The sequence below is a fragment of the Rossellomorea vietnamensis genome (assembly GCF_008180615.1).
GTDB classification, from domain to species: domain Bacteria; phylum Bacillota; class Bacilli; order Bacillales; family Bacillaceae_B; genus Rossellomorea; species Rossellomorea vietnamensis_D.
On record NZ_VTEH01000017.1, the window covers coordinates 25,342 to 44,827 of the forward strand.

Genomic DNA, 19,486 nt, shown 5'->3' on the forward strand with positions numbered 1-19,486 from the left:
CCTCGGCCTCTGGATACACATCCCGGGCTCGAAACTAAAACTCATGTATCCACACTCGGTCTCTGGATGCACATCCCGGGCTCAAAACTAAAACTCATGTATCCAGGATCGGTCCCTGGGTACACATCCCGGTCTAAAAACCACTACTCATGTACCCAGGATCTGTCTCTGGGTACACATCTCGGTCTCAAAACCACTACTCATGTATTCACCCTCGGCCTCTGGGTACACATCTCGGTCTCAAAACCACTACTCATGTACCCAGGATCGGTCTCTGGGTACACATCTCGGTCTCAAAACCACTACTCATGTATCCAGGATCGTTCCCTGGGTACACATCTCGGTCTCAAAACCACTACTCATGTATTCACCCTCGGCCTCTGGATACACATCTCAGGCTCAAAACTAAAACGCATGTATCCAGGATCGGTCCCTGGGTACACATCCCGGGCTAGAAACTAAAACTCATGTATCCACCCGCGACCTCTGGATACACATCTCGGGCTCAAAACTAAAACTCATGTATCCACCCTCGGCCTCTGGATACACATCCCGGGCTCGAAACTAAAACTCATGTATCCACACTCGGTCTCTGGATGCACATCCCGGGCTCAAAACTAAAACGCATGTATCCAGGATCGGTCCCTGGGTACACATCCCGGGCTCGAAACTAAAACTCATGTATCCACCCGCGACCTCTAAATACACATCTCGGGCTCAAAACTAAAACTCATGTATCCACCCTCGGCCTCTAGATACACATCCCGGGCTCGAAACTAAAACTCATGTATCCACCCGCGACCTCTGGATACACATCTCGGGCTCGAAACTAAAACTCATGTATCCACCCGCGACCTCTGGATACACATCTCGGTCTCAAATCCAAAACTCATGTACCCAGGATCGGTCTCTGGGTACACATCCCGGGCTAGAAACTAAGCTCATGTATCCACCCGCGACCTCTGGGTACACATCCCGGGTGCTAATCCGAAACTCATGTATCCACCCGCAGCCTCTGGTTACACATCCCGGCCTAAAAACCATTACTCCCCCCTCGGTCTCTAGATACACATCTATGCCTCAAAGCCAAAACTTATATTTTAACGGCCGCCCTTTGGATACACCTTATGTACTCAAAGTAACTACTCATATACATGATCATAGGGCATTACCAGTGAAAAGCTGCCTAATGCTTCCGGACAATTTCTAAAGAGCAGGCTTCACCGAATAAACTAATAATGATAACCGCATGAATCTATAGGGATAGGGGTGGCATGATGTTTTCGGTAACGGAAATGCGCACTTTTGAGTTATTTTCAGTCCCGCATATCACTGTTCTTTTGCTTTTTGCTGCGGTAAGCATCTGGTTGGTTGTCTTTCGTGAGCTCTTAAGGCCTTATCAGTCTTTCATCAAGTGGATATTACTGAGCATATTGGTCCTTAGTGAGATTTCTGCCCAGGTATGGGTAATCTCCACTAATCAATGGGAGCTCGGCAGCCTGCCTTTCCACTTGTGCTCGATCAGTACTTTTATAGCCGTTTTCTTGTTTCTTAAGCCCAGTAAGAAAGCGTTTTACTTGTTGTTTTTCATTGGATTTTTACCTCCGATATTAAGTATGGTTACTCCTGAAGTCTTTTACCAATTTCCTCATTATCGTTTCATTAAGTACTTTCTGCATCATTCAGCTATCGCCTGGACGGTTATATACTTCATTGTTTATGAAGGATACAGGGTTCCGAAAAAAGCGGTGTGGACCGGCTTTTTGATGTTGAATCTTCTTGCTATGCCGATTTACTTCCTGAATCTTTTTCTGGGTACGAACTTCTTTTATTTAGCAGATCCTACAGAATCTAATACGTTTTTAACCTTCTTTGGCACAGGCATTTGGTATTACATTAATCTTGAAATCGCCGCACTGTTTTTGTTTTTCCTTACCTATTTACCAATGGGGATTTATGAGAAAAGAGAGAGAAGGAGAAAGGGGGTTTCATCCTGAACAGATGGGGAGGTGGTCACTCTGATCAATATTTTAAATGCCGGTTGGCCTCATAACGAATCAGAGTACACCGGCATCTTTTTTTGCCTTCACCTAAGTAAACAGACCTTAATGACTGAAAATTATAGTAAAATTAGGTTGCTAAAATAGTTAAACAAAGGATGGCTGCTGGATGATAGTTTGCAATGAATCGCTGACAATACGAGAATTAGAAGATAATGACAAGCCGCTGTTGGTGAAATGGCTTTCTGACCCGCGTGTTTTGGAATTTTATGAAGGAAGGGACAACCCTTTTGATTTACAAAAGGTTGAGCAGGTATTCTTTGATACGCATGATGATGAAGTAAAATGTTTAGTGCACTTTGATGGAGTGGCTATTGGTTACATTCAATACTACCCTTTGGACGTTGAAATAGCTGCTGAGCATGGGTACATTTCTGAAGAGGTATTCGGAATGGACCAATTCATTGGAGAACCCGAGTATTGGAATAAAGGGGTGGGGGCACTGCTTGTATCCTCAATGACAGAATTTCTAAAAAAAGAAAAGAGCGCTGATGTCGTTGTAATGGATCCGCAGACTCGTAACACCCGGGCAATAAGATGCTATGAAAAATGCGGATTCCAAAAGGTTAAGTTACTTCCTGAAAGTGAGCTGCACGAAGGAGTTTACCAGGATTGCTGGCTGATGGAATTCCGCATGTAATTACCTTAACTAAGAGGAGAAGGAGATGTCACTAATAAATTCAGAAGTGAAAGTGGTTTTCTTAGATGCTGGAGGGGTTCTGTTTAAAAGCCAACCTTATCATAAAATAAGCTGTTAGGCATAAGTACAATCACTATATAACAGTGATACATATTGTATAACTATAGAGATATTGCTCTAGGAAAGGAGGAATAATAATGAGTTGTTACGGCGGATATGGATACGGCGGCGGTTATGGCGGCGCAGGATCTACGTTTGTGCTGATTGTTGTTCTGTTCATCCTATTGATCATCGTAGGAGCAGCGTATACAGGCGGTCACTGCTAATTTAGGCAGCATCCTGAAACTGGAGTGCCCGAATGAATTCGGGTACTTTTTTATTGGCTGTTTTTCTTGTTGCAACATTGAACAAACGGATTTTAAATAAAATTATTTTATTCGTGGAAGCCCAGTGACTATTTTTTTTCAACTTTAGCCTTTAGCTTAAAGAAAATCCCCCTTTTAGAGGGGATTTTGCTATCAATGAAAAGGAGATATGGGATCGGATAATACATAATATGGAACTAATATGAAAGAGAGCAGGCTTATCACCTGAGGGACAAGCCTTTTTTACAAGGAATGAATGATTTAATGTATGTATGAACTAAAAAGCTTGAAAAGAGCCATCTTCAAGTGTGCATCCTGCCACTGAAGATGGTTCTTTCAATGTATTGAATGGTCTTTTTCAGTAAAAAATACAGGCCTGAAAAGACCTGCTGCTAATATAAACTTTTGAAAGGATTAGTAGCCGTAACCACCGCCGTAGCCGCCGCCAGCCCATGAAGCACCAATGATAATCAGCAGGATAAACAATACAACAAGCAAAGCAAAACCTGCATTATATCCGTAACCACCTTCTTGACCCATTCAACACACCTCCTTCTTTCAGGATAAAATATAGTATGTTGGGGCAAACTTCGAGGTTCGTAATGAATTTTTTAGGAAGTCAAATTAACGTGTGAATGGTAACTGATATACAGCAGTGTAACTGTGTATATAAGAGCGGATTATAAATGTAGGTCTGATTTTTAGAGAACAGTATCGCTGCAGTTGCAGGGTCTCTGTCATCAATGACCAGGAGGAAACGAGGCAAGCTGCACTGCACGGTGTTTTCAGGTGTCACAGAATGTCCAGATTCATATTCAATTGTTATGGAAAACGTTAAGACACTGAAATACGGAATTGATTCTGTATGAAAACCAATAAAGTGTATTACAATAAACATTTATTGAATATCAATAAATAATGAAGTAAAATCATTTTAAGAATATTATTTTTAATGTGAGGTGCTTATTATGAAACGGGAAACACTTTTTTTAAAGGCGGCATTGTTCTTGATTGGGGCCCCGGTCCTCGCTCTTTGTATATTCGGGCTGCCCGTGATGGCGAAGTGGGGAGTTGAAAGCAATTCGGAGTGGGCGTGGGTTTTATTCGGCATTGTAATCTTGATGTATATATCAGCGATTCCATTCTACTTTGCTCTGTACCAAGCGTTTAAGCTTTTACAGTTTATCGACGGAAACAAAGCTTTCTCCCAACTGTCAGTTAACGCATTGAAGACCATCAAATTTTGTGCAGCGGTTATCAGCGGTTTATATGTAATCGGCCTGCCGCTTTTTTACATCTTCGCAGAAATAGATGACGCCCCAGGTGTAATTTTAATAGGAATGGTTATCATTGCGGCTTCAATGGTGATCGGAGTGTTCGCGGCTGTGCTTCAAAAGCTGTTAAAGAGCGCCATCGATATAAAATCAGAAAATGATTTAACGGTCTGAGGTGAATGACATGGGAATTATAATTAATATTGATGTGATGCTGGCTAAAAGGAAGATGAGTGTGACAGAACTATCGGAGAGAGTGGGAATCACGATGGCCAATCTATCTATCTTGAAAAACGGCAAGGCCAAGGCGGTCCGGTTTTCAACCCTTGAAGCGATTTGCAAGGCTTTGGATTGTCAGCCAGGAGATATTTTGGAGTATAAAAGTGATGAAGACCAATGATTTTGAGAGAGAAAGCCCCTCGCCCTAAAAGAATATAAAGGGAAGAGGGGCTATTTTATCTTTTTTTGCTCATTTGACCATCTCAGCAAAGGCTTAGAGACAATTTTATCTCTAAGTCTATTTCCATTGTTCAGTGTAAATGATCTCTTGGTCTTGTACTTCAGCCCTATATTTTATTGCACCTCTGAAATTTCACAGTATGGAAAGAGCTGGTTTTCTCATTTAGAGAGAAGAATTGAGACTTAAGGGAGATTTCTGAAAGTATTATAAACTTTTTGTTAAAAAGGTTGTATCAGCCTCAGCCCCTAAAAAAGCTCCCGGTTAATAAAAACCTAATAAAAATAGCAGAGAAAAGGCTTGTCTATAGGTTAGAAAAATTTCCCATAATAGATATAGGTAAGATAAGAAACGACGAGTGTATAAATGAGTGAAACCCAAAAAGGAGGAGAACGTAAAGCTCTGGTTTTTGTATCTTCAACAAACGCTCTGTAGCCAGGCCCGTGACAACAAAAATGCCTGTCGTTATTAAAACACCAATTACTAGTGTCCATTCCATAAATGGACACCCTGTTTTCAGAAAAGCCCAATAGGGAAGTCCCATTAATAAAAGCAGAGTGAACAAAACCGACTTCAGCCTCAACGAAAGATTAAGTACCATCAACCCACCACCTTTATTCTGAAGTTTCTCTTATATTCAAAAAAAGGGTGTTTCATAATTGAATTGGCTATAATATTAGCCATACTTTTGAAGTGATATTTTTATGGTATTTGGATTAAGAAGATGTTGGGCTGATATCTGCTTTTTAAAATAGAATCGCCTGAGAGAATATTCACTTCCGCACCAAAAAAGTTCGCAAACATGCAATAAAAAAAGAGGTGCTTATCAGCGCCTCCAGATGGTTTAGATGTTCTTTGTTAATGAGAGTTATTATTTTGCCCTGGCTTCCTCTTTAATGAAGTTTTCGACGACAAAAGCAGAAACGCCCATAGCGGTTGAGTAATTGTTCAATTTAGAAAAATTCAGCCTAACTTCTTTTTGGTGGTAAGGGAGAGTATGGTTTTTGATTGTCTCTGTTAAAGGCTGGTGAATCCATTCTTTCGCAAGTGCCAGCCGATTGCCGATGATCACCTGTTCAGGGTTAAAGGTATTGATGATATTGTTGATGCCGAATCCCAGATACCGGCCGATCTTTGCAAAAAGCTCCTGTGCATTTTCATCTCCCTCTCTGGCATGATTGATCAATGACTCCAGAGATTTTCCTGTATCACCAGCCAATTCAAGCAAAGCGTGCTCTGATGCATAAGCTTCCCAGCAGCCTTTACTGCCGCAGTTGCACGATTTTCCGTCCATGTCGATGATCATATGGCCCATTTCACCGGAAAATCCATTTTTCCCCTGATAAAGTTCTTTGTTCATAATGATGCCGACGCCGATCCCAATTCCTGCACTCACGTAGATCATATTAGGATGATCCTGTCCAGCTCCGAACTGCTGCTCACCGAAGGCCCCGGCATTCGCTTCATTTTCAATGAGGACAGGTAGGCGGTAGAGGTTTTCCAGATCTCTTTTTAACTGAATCGTCTTCCAGCCGAGGTTGGGAGCAAGAAGGACAGTTCCATCTTTGTTGATGATGCCAGGAACTCCGACGCCTATACCGACAATTCCATACCGGCTGTTCGGCATGTCATCCATAATTGACTGAATCATTTCCTGAATCACACCGAGGATAGCGGGGTAGGGTGTCTCGGTCACAAACTGATTTCTTTCTGTAATGATATTGCCTTTCAAGTCTGTCAGGACACAGAGGACATAATTCACTCCGATATCAATGCCGATTGCGTAACCAGTGACCTTATTAAAATGAAGGATAACAGGACGGCGTCCGCCGCTGGATTCGCCTGGACCTGACTCATAGATGAGCTCTTCATTAAGCAGCTCATTGACAAGGGAGGAGACGGTTGCTTTATGCAGCCCTGAAACCTGAGATATATCCGCCCTGGAGATTGGTTCTTTCTCGATAATCATTTGAAGTACAAGTGCTTTGTTATTTTTTTTGACTCTTTGCTGATTCCATGTTATCGTTCCCACTGAAAAAACTCCTTATGAAATAATACGTTAATCATATCACATACTTAGTTTACTGAGGATACAAACCGTTGAAAGTGATGGTGCTTTACCCCTTTAAAGTGCTGAAAGGGACAGTCCCTTTCAGCACTTTAAAGCATAACAGCCCTCATTAAGAATATTATTATATTAACTTAGTTTATACAATAGACAAACTAAGTAAGTGATGCTATAATGAGGTCAAATAAAGGTTTTGTAAGCCTTTACATAAAACCAATTAAAATCTTAGGGGGAACCAGCATGGCTTATTTTGAAACAGTAAACAAGATTCAATTTGAAGGTGCTTCATCGACCAACCCTTTCTCATTTAAATATTATAATCCGGAAGAAGTGATTAACGGGCAGACAATGGAAGAGCTTCTGCGCTTCTCTGTAGCTTACTGGCATACTTTTACGGCAGACGGAACGGATCCTTTCGGAGCAGGAACGGCTATCCGCTCATGGGATCACTTCCAGGGGATGGATTTAGCAAAAGCACGCGTTGAAGCAGCATTTGAACTTTTTGAGAAGCTGAATGTACCATTCTTCGCCTTCCATGACGTGGACATTGCTCCTGAAGGCAGAACATTGAAAGAAACAAATGAAAATCAAGATGAAATCGTCGGGATGATTAAAGAATATATGAAGACGAGCAAGGCGAAGCTTCTTTGGAATACTGCGAACATGTTCACCAATCCACGCTATGTTCATGGTGCAGCTACATCGCCGAATGCAGATGTATTTGCTTACTCTGCTGCGAAGGTCAAAAAAGCACTTGAGGTTGCGAAGGAACTTGGTGCCGAGAACTATGTTTTCTGGGGCGGACGTGAAGGGTACGAAACTCTTCTTAACACAGATATGAAGCTTGAACAAGATAACCTGGCACGTTTCTTCCATATGGCTGTGGATTACGCAAAAGAAATCGGTCTGAATGTTCCGTTTTTAATCGAGCCTAAGCCGAAAGAGCCAACGAAGCATCAATATGATTTTGATGTCGCTACCGGTCTTGCTTTCTTGCAAAAATACGATCTAACTGACTACTTCAAGTTCAATATTGAAGCGAATCATGCCACTTTGGCAGGACATACATTCGAGCATGAACTGAGAACGGCACGCATTAACGGCATGCTTGGTTCTGTAGATGCCAATCAGGGAGATACTCTTCTAGGGTGGGATACGGATGAGTTTCCGACAGACTTGTACTCTAACACTTTAGCAATGTATGAAATCCTTAAAAATGGCGGGCTTGGCAAAGGCGGATTGAACTTCGATGCAAAAGTGAGAAGAGGGTCTTTCGAAGCAGATGATTTGTTCCACGCTCATATCGCAGGCATGGATGCATTCGCTATTGGTTTGAAAGTAGCCAGCAGAATGATTGAAGACAGAGTGCTTGATGGTTTTGTAGAAGAGCGCTACAGCAGTTACAATGAAGGCATTGGCCTGGATATCGTAGAGGGAAGAGCAGATTTCCGCAAGCTCGAAGCCCACGCTCTGCAGCTTAAAGAAATCAAGAACACGTCAGGAAGAACAGAGCGTCTGAAGGCGGTCATCAACCAGTATCTCTTGGAAACATTAACGAGTGTAAAGGCATAAATCCAATTCAATAAATCTTAGAAAATATGCTGGCAGTATACCTACTCCAGCATATTTTCATAGGAAGGGAAGAAAAAAATGAAATATGTGATCGGAATAGACCTCGGAACAAGCGCCGTTAAAATCTTACTCGTCAATCAAAAAGGTGAAGTTAGTAATGAAGTTTCAAAAGAATATCCACTTATCATCGAAAAATCCGGATACAGTGAACAGGATCCTGAGGAGTGGGTGGAAAAAACAAGAGAGGGGCTGGCTGAACTAATCAGCGATTTCCCTGGAGATGTGAAAGACATCGAAGGCATCAGTTTTTCGGGGCAGATGCACGGCCTCGTTTTAGTAAATGAAAGCCACCAGGTATTGCGAAATGCCATTCTCTGGAATGATACAAGAACAACCAAGCAATGTCAGGAAATCTATGAAACAATGGGCAGGGACAGGTTACTTCAAATTACTAAAAACCCGGCATTAGAAGGGTTCACTCTGCCTAAAATTCTTTGGGTGCAGGAAAATGAACCGGAAATCTTTTCAAGGGCAAGTACGTTCATGCTTCCTAAAGATTATCTTCGTTTCCGCATGACAGGAAAAGTTCACATGGAGTATTCAGATGCTGCAGGAACTTTGATGCTGAATGTGGCCGAGCGGCAGTGGAGCAGGGAGATTCTTAATAGTTTCCACTTAACTGCAGAATTTTGCCCGGAACTTATCGAATCACATGAACTGGTTGGCAGCATTACAAGTGAATTCTCACAGAGAACCGGTTTATCTCAAGAGACTAAAGTTTTTGCAGGAGGAGCGGACAATGCCTGCGGTGCCATTGGGTCCGGTATTCTCTCTGAAGGCAGAACACTCTGCAGTATAGGTACATCCGGTGTGGTCCTTTCCTATGAGGAAAGAAGTGACCTCGACTTTGAAGGAAAAGTACATTATTTTAATCACGGGGAGCAGGATTCATTCTATACAATGGGAGTCACACTTGCAGCAGGGTACAGCCTGAGCTGGTACAAGGATACATTTGCCAAAGAGGAATCCTTTCAGCAATTTTTAACAGGAATTGAAGAAGTTCCTGCAGGCAGCAATGGGTTAGTGTTCACTCCTTACATAGTGGGCGAACGGACACCTCATGCAGATTCAACCATCCGCGGCAGCTTTATCGGCATTGATGCTTCACATGAACGAAAACACTTCTCCAGAGCGGTGCTGGAAGGAATAACATTCTCATTGAATGAGTCCATTGAGGTGTTCAGAAATAGCGGGAAAACCATCGATACGATCATTTCAATCGGCGGGGGTGCAAAGAACGAAACCTGGCTGCAGATGCAGGCTGATATCTTTAACAGCTCTATCGAAAAACTGGCGAGTGAACAGGGCCCTGGTATGGGAGCGGCTATGCTGGCGGCATTTGGATGCGGATGGTATCCTACTTTGAAGGAGTGTGCGAAGGATTTCATATCCGTATCGAAAACCTATGAGCCCATCCCTGAAAATGTGGAAACCTATAAAAAAGTATTCGCAGTCTACCAGGAAATCTATAATCAAACCAGAGAAATGAATGAGAGGTTAAGAGAGTTTAGGAAGTGATCTTTTCCATCACCCTGCAGAAATTTCAGAAGCCTCCATGCCATCAGGCTGGCCGGCTTCTATTCTTTTAAAAATAGTGCTATTTACACATGGATTGCCGCTTAAGGTGAAATCCGAGACTTTGATTCGGGTTATAGCGGTTGTTTCTTAAAATGGAGAACAGTCCTTTTCTTCTCCTGATGATTTGCAGAATCAAAATTAAAGGGTCAAAAAATGTAACAAAAGAGCCTAGAAAAGAGAGGAGGAGAAAGGAATGAAACTGCAGAAAGGGGAAAAGCTGCTTTTTATCGGCGATTCTGTGACAGATTGTGAGAGGGCTAAGCCTGAAGGAGAAGGACTGCCGGGATCTTTGGGCAATGGGTATGTTTCCTTCGTGGATGGACTTCTGCAGGCAGTTTATCCTGATTTAGGAGTCAGAGTGGTGAATAAGGGCATCAACGGCCATACGGTCCGTGACCTGAAAAGCCGCTGGCAAGAGGATGTGCTGGAACAGAAGCCTGATTGGCTGGCGGTCATGATTGGAATCAATGATGTTTGGAGGCAGTACGATACACCATTCATCACAGATGAGCACGTCTCTATTGAAGAATATGAAAAGACACTGAGGAAACTCGTAACCGAAGCGGAGGCATCAGTGAAGAAAATCGTGCTCCTGTCCCCATTTTACCTGGAGCCGAATGAAAAGGATCTCATGCGCCGTACTATGGACGAATATGGACAAGTTGTGAAGAAAATAGCGAAGGATACAGGCTGTTTATTCATAGATACGCAAGCAGCTTTCAACAAGGTGCTGGAGGACCTGTATCCGGCGGCACTTGCCTGGGACCGAGTCCACCCCTCAACCGCCGGGCATATGGTTCTAGCCAGATCATTTTTAAAAGAAATTGGCTTCGACTGGAACCAAACCTGATAAAAAGGAGGAAGTATAATGGAGATCATTCAGCAAGAATTCGGCCGAATCGGGGAGCAGGCTGTCACATCTTTCACTCTGAAGAATGAGAATGGAATCGAGATCACAGCAATAAATTACGGCTGCATCATTACGAAAATCATTACACCGGATCAAAATGGAAACTTTGAAAACATTGTTATCGGCCATGATTCACTGAAAGACTATGTGGAGGATCCTGTTTTCCTGGGTGCGGTTGTTGGAAGGGTTGGCGGACGGATTCGCGGCGGAGCGTTTGAATTGGATGGGAAAGTTTATACTCTTCCGCAGAATATTGGCCGTAATCATCTTCATGGGGGCCTGCAGGGGTTCAATAAAGTCGTATGGCAGGCAGATATCCTGGTAGATGGAGTCCGATTTACATACCTGAGCAAGGATGGTGAAGAAGGCTATCCGGGCAGCCTGCATTCATCGGTTACTTATACACTGGATGACCATGACCAATTGAAAATCAGATATGAAGCGCGGACAGATAAAAAAACAGTGGTCACCCTCACAAATCATTCGTATTTTAATTTGAGCGGCAGCCTGAAGAGAGATGTCCTGCAGCACATACTTACAATAAAGAGTGATGAATTTTTAGAACTGGACGAAGAATCCATTCCTACTGGACGTATGCTCAGTGTAGATCACACCCCCTTTGATTTAAGGCAAGGCGCTTCTATTGATATAGGTGCAAAAGCTTCTCATCCTCAAATTGTTTTAGCAGGAGAAGGATACGACCATCCCTTTGTACTGAATACCAATCATGATAGGGAAATCAGGCTGGAGGATCCGGAAAGCGGGCGTGTCATGACTGTCGAAACGGATGAACCTGCAGTAGTGGTGTATTCAGGTAATTCTTTGGACGGGGCTGGACCTTTCAGGGGGACACCAGGAGCGAAACACCTTGGAATCTGTTTGGAAACACAAGCGTTTCCGGATGCTGTCCACCATCCCGAATTTCCTTCGGTTGTCTTAACACCCGATAAAAAATACTCTTCCGTTACTAAATATACTTTTGGAATTCAATAAGAGAGGAGAATGGCAAATGAATTATCGTGAATTAGGTGATACAGGTATTAAGATCAGTGAGGTCAGCTTTGGAACATGGGCTATTGGGGGTTCATGGGGAAAAACCAGTGACGAAGAAGCGCTGAAGTCATTGCATTACGCCATGGATCAAGGAGTAAACTTCTTTGATACCGCAGATGTATACGGAGACGGCCACAGCGAAGAGCTGTTGGCTAAAGCGACCAAAGGCAGAGAAAATGAGATTTACATAGCAACAAAATTCTGCCGCCAAGGTGATATATCAGACCCTGCAAACTACAGCTACGAGCAAGTGAAATCCTACTGTGAAGACAGTCTTCGCCGATTGAAAAGAGAAGCGGTCGATTTGTTTCAAATTCATTGCCCGGCAAGTGAAATCCTCAAGGACGGGAGTGTTTTTCAGGTTCTTGACCGGTTAAAAGAAGAAGGAAAGATCCGTCACTATGGAGTCAGTGTCGAAACGGTTGAAGAGGGGCTGATCAGCCTGCAGTATCCTGGAGTGCAAAGCCTGCAGATCATATTTAATATGTTCCGCCAAAAACCGCTGGAAACCTTGATTCCGCAAGCTCATCAAAATGGTGTTGGACTTCTGGTGAGGCTTCCGCTCGCAAGCGGCCTGCTGACAGGAAAATTCGATTCATCTCATGTTTTTGAAGAGGACGACCACCGCCGCTTCAACGAAAATGGGGAAGCATTCAATGTTGGTGAAACCTTTGCCGGACTGGGCTTCCGCAAAGGAGTCGAGCTAGCCGGACAGCTGAAGTGGATCGCTGAAGATAGAAACTCAATGGCGAGTGCTTCCTTGCGATGGATACTCGACCAGAAAGAAATCACCGCGGTCATCCCGGGATTTAAAAATCAAAAACAAGTGCAGGATAATTTGTCTGCTTTGGAGACGAAATCTTTCTCAGCAGATGAATTGGAGAAGATTGAAAACTTTTATAAAGAGAGTGTGGAGGGGGCTATCCGAGGGCCTTATTAATATCTAGTTCTTTAAGAGGTCTGCTAGGTGCCCTGATGCCGTTAGATTTCCTAGAAAAGGTAAGCAAGGAGTCTGCTAGATGCCCGGATGCCGTTAAATTTTTTTGAAAAGGTAACCAAGGGGGCCTCTAGGTGCCCTAATGCAATTATAAATCCTTAAAAAGGTAACCAAGCAGGCTTCTTGGTGCCCGGATGCAGTTGAATTTCCTTGAAAGGGAAACCAAGCAGCTTCCTAGGTGCCCGGATGCAGTTGAATTTTCTTGAAAAGGTAACCAAGCGGGCCTCTAGGTGCCCTAATGCAATTTTAATTCCTTAAAAAGGTAACCAAGCAGGCTGCTTGGCGCCCTGATGCAGTTAAATTCCTTGAAAAGGTAACCAAGCGGGTTCCTAGGTGCCCGGATGCAATTATTTTTCTTGAAAAGGTAATCAAGCAGACCCCTAGATGTCCACACTCAGTCAAAAATAATAAAGGGTTATCAAGAAAGCAGCTTCCAACGCTCTCTATACGGCATCAGATTCTCTTTCTGACGTTTGGATGCTGTATAAAGGCACTCTTTACAGCATCAGATTCTCTTTATGGCGTTTTAGTGCTGTTTAAAGGCACTCTTTACAGCATCAGTTTCATTTTCTGGCGTTTTGATGCTGTTTAAAGGCCCTCATTATAGCATTAGATTCTCTTTCTGGCGTTTTAAGGCTGTTTAAAGGCACTCATTATAGCATCAGATTCCCTTCTTGGCGATTTGATGCTGTATAAACGCTCTCTTTACGGCATCAAATTCCTTTTCTGGCGTTTTGATGCTGTTTAAAGGCACTCATTACAGCATTAGATTCTCTTTCTGGCGTTTTACTGCTGTTTAAAGGCACTCATTATAGCATCAGATGCCCTTCTTGGCGATTTGATGCTGTTTAAACGCTCTCTTTACGGCATCAAATTCCTTTTCTGGCGTTTTGATGCTATTTAAGTAACAACTCACAATACAAGTTACCGACTAAGAGGTCTCCATCCAGTATTACAAAGCAAAAAGAAGCCATAAGCCCGCTGAGTTGAGATTCAAGATAACCTCATAAAAAGGAGTGCCGCTCAATGCCTGCTCTTATGATAAATAAAGTCCGCACAGACGAAAAAGTATTGGCCATCACGTTTGACGATGGCCCTAACGCTTTATATACTCCACAGGTTTTAGAGATTTTACAGAAAGCCAATGCTAAAGCCACCTTTTATATGATCGGGGAACAGATGGAAAGGTGCCCGAAGCTTGTTAAGCGGGCTGCAGAACTAGGTCATGAGATTGGTAATCACACTTATACCCACCCAAAACTGACTGAGTTATCCCATGAGAAATGTGTGGAGGAAATAACAAAGACGGAGTTATTGATAGAGAGGCTGACAGGTGAAAAACCAGCTTCCTTCCGACCGCCGTTTCTAGACTTTGACCATGTAACTGAAACCGCTCTTCAAGGGAAAGGGTACTCCCATCTCATTGGTGCTTTAAATCTGGGTGCCAGGGACTGGGAGCAACCAGGAGTCAATCATATTTTAGAAGAGACACGTTCAGTTCTTTCAAACGGAGCTATAATACTTTTCCACGATGGCTATGGTGATCGCTCTCAAACTTTGGAGGCCATAAGCCGGCTCATTCCCCAATGGACTGCAGAAGGCTGGAAGCTGGTCACTATCAGTGAGTTACTTAAACTCGCAAAATAAAAAGGAAGCACAATCAGATTGTCTGTGCTTCCTTTTGTTTCTTATCGATTTTTTGAAATGCAAGGTAACTGGCTGCCATAATGATGGCACCGGTGAAACTTGCGCCAAAGAAGAGCAGTAGAGCAGGCAGTGCATTCATGACAAATAGTGTCGAGGCAGTGCCAACAAGCATCATGAGATTTGGCAGCGGGTTCAGCAGCATAATTAGAAAGGCATTCTTAAAGACTTGAAAAAGGCCGATATTATAATGAACATATACTGGAATGGTATACAAGACGGTCATCGAAATGGCCAGGATGATCAAATAAAGCGGGATATGCACGACTTGAAGACCCAGATTTCCGTTCGCATTCATGAATTCCAGGTTCAGGTACACGAGCCCTCCCAGGAGAAAAAAGATACCTCCCAGCAAATTACTTTTAAAAAACTCAGCTTTGTAGGTCTTCCAGAAGAGCGGAAAGAGCGGGAATTCTGTTTCGCCCATCATCCACTTTCGCAATACGGTAAACAGTGCAACGGTCGAGGGCAGCAGCCCAAAAAGAATCACTCCCAGTAAGGAGAAAGCAATCCATAAAATATTTAAAAAAGCAAACTTCGTAATCCATTCTGTTAAGGAGTACAGTCCGCTCATCATTCGATTATTCATTAACAAATTCCCCTTTATGTCTGCGCTTTCACTTTACTCTTTTAAGTATAAACTATATTTTGATTTTTAGGAATAGTATTAACCTTTCTGATGGAATGAGTTATAGTATATTAAAAAACTATTAATTCGAGATAGTAGGCGATTTAACGATGTTTTCTAAGTTGAAAAAATGGAACACACTGCGCAATCAGCTGTCATTTGTATTTCTGGTTGTCATGGCAACCGTACTGGCGCTCGTCAGTGTCCTGACATACAACCAAGTGTCTTCGCTCCTGAAATCGAACGCCGAGAAGCAGATTGATCAAACAGCAGTCGAAGCAAACGGAAGGCTGGAATCACTGTACAAGCAAATTAATACGGCGACCAAGCTGGTCATGACCAACAATAATATTCAAAGAGTACTTTCCAGGGCTTATGAAGGAAAAACCATCGATTTCTATGAGCGGCAGGAATTGGGCGGAATCGTCAATACCATCCAGGCGAACACAGATGGGATTTTCGAATTTGAACTGTACACTCGTAATATGAATCGAATCCTTCCGCTGGATGATTCAAGTCTGCTTTCAAGAATAGATAAGAAATGGATCATTGAAGCAGATAAAGCAAATGGAGGCCTGGTCTGGCTTGGTGATGACCCCCGCAATACCGATAACTTTATGGCTTTAAGGCGTGTTAATTTGATAGGAAAGGGTTATGACAATGGAGGTTATCTCTTAATCAGTATCTACAGTAATTATCTTCAATTTGAAAATGAAACAGACCATACCAATCAATTTTCAATACTTCTGGACAAAGACATGAACCCGATTCTCTCAAACTATGAAGGTTCCCTTGCTCCAATGATTGAAAATCCAGCTGGCACCCTATCACTGGATAACCAGGACTATATCGTGACAAGGCAGACTTCCCAGGTTACCGGCTGGACCCTGATCATTTTGACACCTGTCAAGGAGCTGACGGCTGGTATCAATGTTCTGAGAATGGTCGTCATTATATCGGGAGTCACCGGATTTATCATATTCCTGGTAAGTTCTTTGTTTCTATCCTCTTTCATCACGAGACCTATTATAAAATTGACAGAAACTATGCAGCAGGCGAGCGCCGGTTCCATGACAATGAATCCGAGTGTGACGACAGCCAACGAAATCAATGAGTTGAATAGTACATACAACCAGCTCGCTAAAGAGACAAACCATTTAATCAAAATGGTATATGAAAAAGAAATAACGAGGAGCAGAAGTGAATTAAAAGCTTTGCAGGCCCAAATCAACCCTCACTTTCTGTTTAATACGCTCGATGCCCTCAAATGGACTCTGGAGGAAAAGGATGAAGAGGAGCTTGCGGAATTTGTCGTAGCCATGTCTGAGCTTTTCCGCTATACCATCACAAAACAGACAAATGGAGACTGGGTGACTATACACGAAGAAACACAGCATATAGAAAATTATATGGAAATTATGAAGATGCGATTCGGTGATCAATTGAAATGGAACCTATTCATCGAGCCACGATACCAAGATGTGAAAATTCCTAAACTGCTGATTCAGCCTCTGGTGGAAAATGCGGTGCTTCACGGGGCAGGAAATACAATGGATCCTTGCACCATTTCCATATCCGTTGAGCCTGCTGAAATAAATGGATATCTAATAGTCATGGTGGAAGATGATGGACCGGGCATCGAAACGGAAAAAATGAAGGCAATCCAACAGGCAATGCTGTCTGGAGGCGTTCTCTCCAATCAATCAGGAAATGGGATGGCCATGACGAATGTCCAAAAAAGGCTGGAATTATATTATCCAACGCAGCCTAAAACCGGATTGGAAATCTCTAGTGAATTAGGAGAGGGGACGAAGGTGTGGTTTGTGATTCCCTTGAAAGGAGAAGAAGAACATGCTGAAAACCATATTGATCGTAGATGATGAACCGAGAAGCCGTCAAGGTTTGATGAAATCGCTTGAAAAGTGGGCGGATGGACAGTACAACATCTTGACAGCTTCCAATGGCCAAGAGGCGATAGAGCTGATGAAAAGCAGCAGGGTCCATATATTGCTCACAGATATCCGGATGCCAGAAATTACGGGACTGCAGTTAGTAAAGATGATAAAAGAGCAGGAAGTACATCCTGTCATTATTGTGATATCAGCTTATTCAGAATTTGAGTACGCTCAGGAAGCCCTAAGGTCCGGTGTCATAAACTACCTTCTGAAGCCGATCAGCAAAAAAGCATTGATAGAGGCGGTCGAAGCAGCAGTACAAGCTGTTGAAAAACAAGTGCGTGCAGAAACGATCGAGAAAGTGGTAGATAAAAAGCTGGTTCAGGCCGATTCCCAGAATCTGTCGACCAGCACGCCGATCAGGGAAGCTGTTGAGTACATTAATAAGCACTTGAAAAATGAACTGACTCAGAAGGAAGTAGCGGATCACGTCCATTTGAATCCCAGTTACCTTAGTGTCCTTTTCAAGGAGCACGTTAGGATGACCTTCAGCGAGTATGTTACCAGAAGGCGGATCCAAAGGGGGAAGGACCTGCTGATTTCAACGAAACTCCCTATCAATGAAATTGCGGAAGAGTCGGGTTATAAAACAGCAAAATATTTTATTAAGATCTTTAAAGAACAAGAAGGAATGACACCGAGTGCTTACCGGAAAATCCATAATGAAACCGCTTTCTAAAAATAGTAGTATTTTTCCTAATCATAGTGACCTATTTTTCAGAACATTCCCAATGTACACTAGAGATGTAAACAAAATACAAACAAGGTCAAAGGGGGATCTTACATTGTTCAAAAAGAAAGCGTTTGCAGTTCTGGCGTCATCTCTAATGGTTGCCTCGCTTGCACTTGCAGGCTGTTCATCTTCAAGTTCATCGGATGAAGCCAGTGCAGATGGCGAAAAAGTTATAAAGTTCATGCATTTATGGCCTGAAGGAAGTTCCAATGCCCAGTTCTCCATCGTGAAAGATATCATCGGAGAATATGAAGCAGAACATGATGTGAAAATCGAAACAGAAATCCTCAACCCAGATCAATATAGAGAAAAGCTGAAAGTACTGGCTTCTTCCAATGAACTGCCGGATATCGGAATGACCTGGTCAGATGGATTCATCCAGCCTTACGTGGAAGGCGACATGCTTGCACCTCTGGATGATGTAACGACAGATGGCGTGGAATTTATTCCTGGTGTAAAAGAATCTTATGCAGTGGACGGCAAAACCTATGGCCTGCCGCTCGAACTCAATATCTCTTACGTATTTTACAATAAAGAAATCTTCGAGAAGCATAACCTGGAAGTACCTGAAACGTTCGAAGAGTATAAAAACGTTGTCAAAACACTTGCGGATAATGGCGTCGTTCCAACAACAGTCGGTGCAAAAGACGGATGGCCTGCATCTTTCTGGTTCATGTATATGGCTGATCGAATCGGCGGCCCGACAATCCTGACAGATGTCATTGATGGAAAAGCGAAGTTCGATGACCCAGCGATCAAGCAAGCTGCAGAAGAAATCCAGAACCTTGTGGATATGGGCGGCTTTGTTAAAGGGGCAAGCGCGTTATCCAATGATGATGCAAAAGGCTACTTCATGAACGAACAGGCAGCAATGTTCCTTACAGCAACATGGGAACTGCCTAACTACACAACGAGCCCTGATGTAACTCAGGAGTTCAAAGATAAAATCGGCTACTTCAAGTTCCCTACTTATGAAGGCGGTAAAGGATCATCCATCGACAGTTATGTCGGCGGCCCTGGAGTTGGCTTATTCGTAGCAGAAGATTCAAAAGTTCAAGATGAAGCGAAAGACTTTGTCGGCTATCTTGTAAAGAGATGGGGAGAAAAGTCAGTGACAGATGCCGGCGTTATCCCTGCGACGAAGGTGGATACAGCAAGTCTTGATCTTGATCCAATGTACATTGAAATCCTGGATGACCTGGGTTCTGCTTCAAATGTAACGACTTACTTTGATACCCAATCCAGCCCTGCAGTATCTGAGCTGCACCATGACCTGGTAACAGCCCTGTTCGGAAAGCAGATAACACCTGAAGAGTTCGTGAAACAGCATGCGGACGAAATTGCCAAAGAGCAGGAGTAATACACTCAGTGTAGAGGGCATATCCAATATGCCCTCTATTTTTTTCAAGCTCATTTGTACAGCTGTTTTCGT

At 43.0% G+C, this 19,486-nt stretch carries 17 protein-coding genes; 14 read left to right on the forward strand and 3 right to left on the reverse strand.

The annotated features are described in order from the left end of the window. Positions 1-1,274: 1,274 nt before the first annotated feature. The 3 genes from FZC79_RS18140 to FZC79_RS18150 all read left to right on the forward strand — a co-directional run bounded on the left by FZC79_RS18140 (position 1,275) and on the right by FZC79_RS18150 (position 3,026). Positions 1,275-1,997 carry a YwaF family protein gene (locus tag FZC79_RS18140; protein ID WP_252183384.1) on the forward strand — a complete coding sequence of 241 codons (723 nt, stop codon included), beginning with the start codon at positions 1,275-1,277 and terminating at the stop codon, positions 1,995-1,997. 172 nt (positions 1,998-2,169) lie between these two features. Then, positions 2,170-2,700, forward strand: a complete 531-nt coding sequence (locus tag FZC79_RS18145) for a GNAT family N-acetyltransferase (RefSeq protein ID WP_148948164.1) — start codon at positions 2,170-2,172, stop codon at positions 2,698-2,700. A gap of 197 nt (positions 2,701-2,897) precedes the next feature. After that, positions 2,898-3,026, forward strand: coding sequence for a YjcZ family sporulation protein (locus FZC79_RS18150; RefSeq protein ID WP_148948165.1), 129 nt, complete (start codon positions 2,898-2,900; stop codon positions 3,024-3,026). Positions 3,027-3,479: 453 nt separating this feature from the next. Here FZC79_RS18150 and FZC79_RS18155 read toward each other — a convergent pair whose 3' ends face one another. Beyond that, on the reverse strand, positions 3,480-3,605 hold the full coding sequence (locus tag FZC79_RS18155; RefSeq protein ID WP_148948166.1) for a YjcZ family sporulation protein: 126 nt from the start codon (positions 3,603-3,605) through the stop codon (positions 3,480-3,482). Positions 3,606-4,033: 428 nt separating this feature from the next. Between FZC79_RS18155 and FZC79_RS18160 the strand changes: the two genes are divergently transcribed. After that, entirely contained in the window at positions 4,034-4,513 is a 480-nt protein-coding gene (locus tag FZC79_RS18160; RefSeq protein WP_148948167.1) for a DUF2975 domain-containing protein, read from the forward strand. Between the two features lie 10 nt (positions 4,514-4,523). Beyond that, positions 4,524-4,739 (forward strand): helix-turn-helix domain-containing protein, encoded by a 216-nt coding sequence (locus FZC79_RS18165; protein ID WP_148948168.1) that lies wholly within the window; start codon positions 4,524-4,526, stop codon positions 4,737-4,739. A gap of 928 nt (positions 4,740-5,667) precedes the next feature. Here FZC79_RS18165 and FZC79_RS18170 read toward each other — a convergent pair. Then, a complete protein-coding gene (locus FZC79_RS18170; protein WP_252183385.1) occupies positions 5,668-6,828 on the reverse strand; it encodes an ROK family transcriptional regulator in 1,161 nt (386 codons plus the stop codon). Positions 6,829-7,104: 276 nt separating this feature from the next. On the opposite strand from FZC79_RS18170, the gene xylA reads away from it, so the two are divergent. From xylA to FZC79_RS18200, 6 genes are all read left to right on the forward strand, one after another. Next, on the forward strand, positions 7,105-8,436 hold the full coding sequence (gene xylA / locus FZC79_RS18175) for a xylose isomerase (RefSeq protein WP_148948169.1): 1,332 nt from the start codon (positions 7,105-7,107) through the stop codon (positions 8,434-8,436). Between the two features lie 78 nt (positions 8,437-8,514). After that, a complete protein-coding gene (gene xylB / locus FZC79_RS18180) occupies positions 8,515-10,014 on the forward strand; it encodes a xylulokinase (RefSeq protein ID WP_148948170.1) in 1,500 nt (499 codons plus the stop codon). Positions 10,015-10,267: 253 nt separating this feature from the next. Further along, positions 10,268-10,924: an SGNH/GDSL hydrolase family protein gene (locus tag FZC79_RS18185; protein WP_148948171.1), complete on the forward strand. Its 657-nt coding sequence runs from the start codon at positions 10,268-10,270 to the stop codon at positions 10,922-10,924. A gap of 18 nt (positions 10,925-10,942) precedes the next feature. Then, positions 10,943-11,977 carry an aldose epimerase family protein gene (locus tag FZC79_RS18190; protein WP_148948172.1) on the forward strand — a complete coding sequence of 345 codons (1,035 nt, stop codon included), beginning with the start codon at positions 10,943-10,945 and terminating at the stop codon, positions 11,975-11,977. Between the two features lie 16 nt (positions 11,978-11,993). Continuing rightward, a complete protein-coding gene (locus FZC79_RS18195) occupies positions 11,994-12,977 on the forward strand; it encodes an aldo/keto reductase (protein ID WP_148948173.1) in 984 nt (327 codons plus the stop codon). Positions 12,978-14,060: 1,083 nt separating this feature from the next. Further along, the gene (locus FZC79_RS18200; protein ID WP_148948174.1) at positions 14,061-14,681 is read left to right on the forward strand and encodes a polysaccharide deacetylase family protein; all 621 of its coding nucleotides are present in this window, start codon (positions 14,061-14,063) and stop codon (positions 14,679-14,681) included. A gap of 13 nt (positions 14,682-14,694) precedes the next feature. On the opposite strand, the gene FZC79_RS18205 is transcribed toward FZC79_RS18200, so the two are convergent. Then, positions 14,695-15,327, reverse strand: coding sequence for a YesL family protein (locus tag FZC79_RS18205; protein ID WP_252183386.1), 633 nt, complete (start codon positions 15,325-15,327; stop codon positions 14,695-14,697). Positions 15,328-15,476: 149 nt separating this feature from the next. Here FZC79_RS18205 and FZC79_RS18210 point away from each other — a divergent pair, with 149 nt between their 5' ends. From FZC79_RS18210 to FZC79_RS18220, 3 genes are read left to right on the forward strand one after another with little or no spacing between them, the layout of a single operon-like run. Further along, on the forward strand, positions 15,477-17,246 hold the full coding sequence (locus tag FZC79_RS18210) for a sensor histidine kinase (protein ID WP_148948175.1): 1,770 nt from the start codon (positions 15,477-15,479) through the stop codon (positions 17,244-17,246). Further along, complete coding sequence (locus FZC79_RS18215) at positions 17,218-18,000, forward strand: response regulator transcription factor (RefSeq protein WP_148948176.1); 783 nt, start codon at positions 17,218-17,220, stop codon at positions 17,998-18,000. The genes FZC79_RS18210 and FZC79_RS18215 overlap by 29 nt, the downstream gene beginning before the upstream one ends. Before the next feature lie 52 nt (positions 18,001-18,052). Further along, positions 18,053-19,414 carry an extracellular solute-binding protein gene (locus FZC79_RS18220; RefSeq protein ID WP_187442869.1) on the forward strand — a complete coding sequence of 454 codons (1,362 nt, stop codon included), beginning with the start codon at positions 18,053-18,055 and terminating at the stop codon, positions 19,412-19,414. The last annotated feature ends 72 nt before the right edge of the window (positions 19,415-19,486 follow it).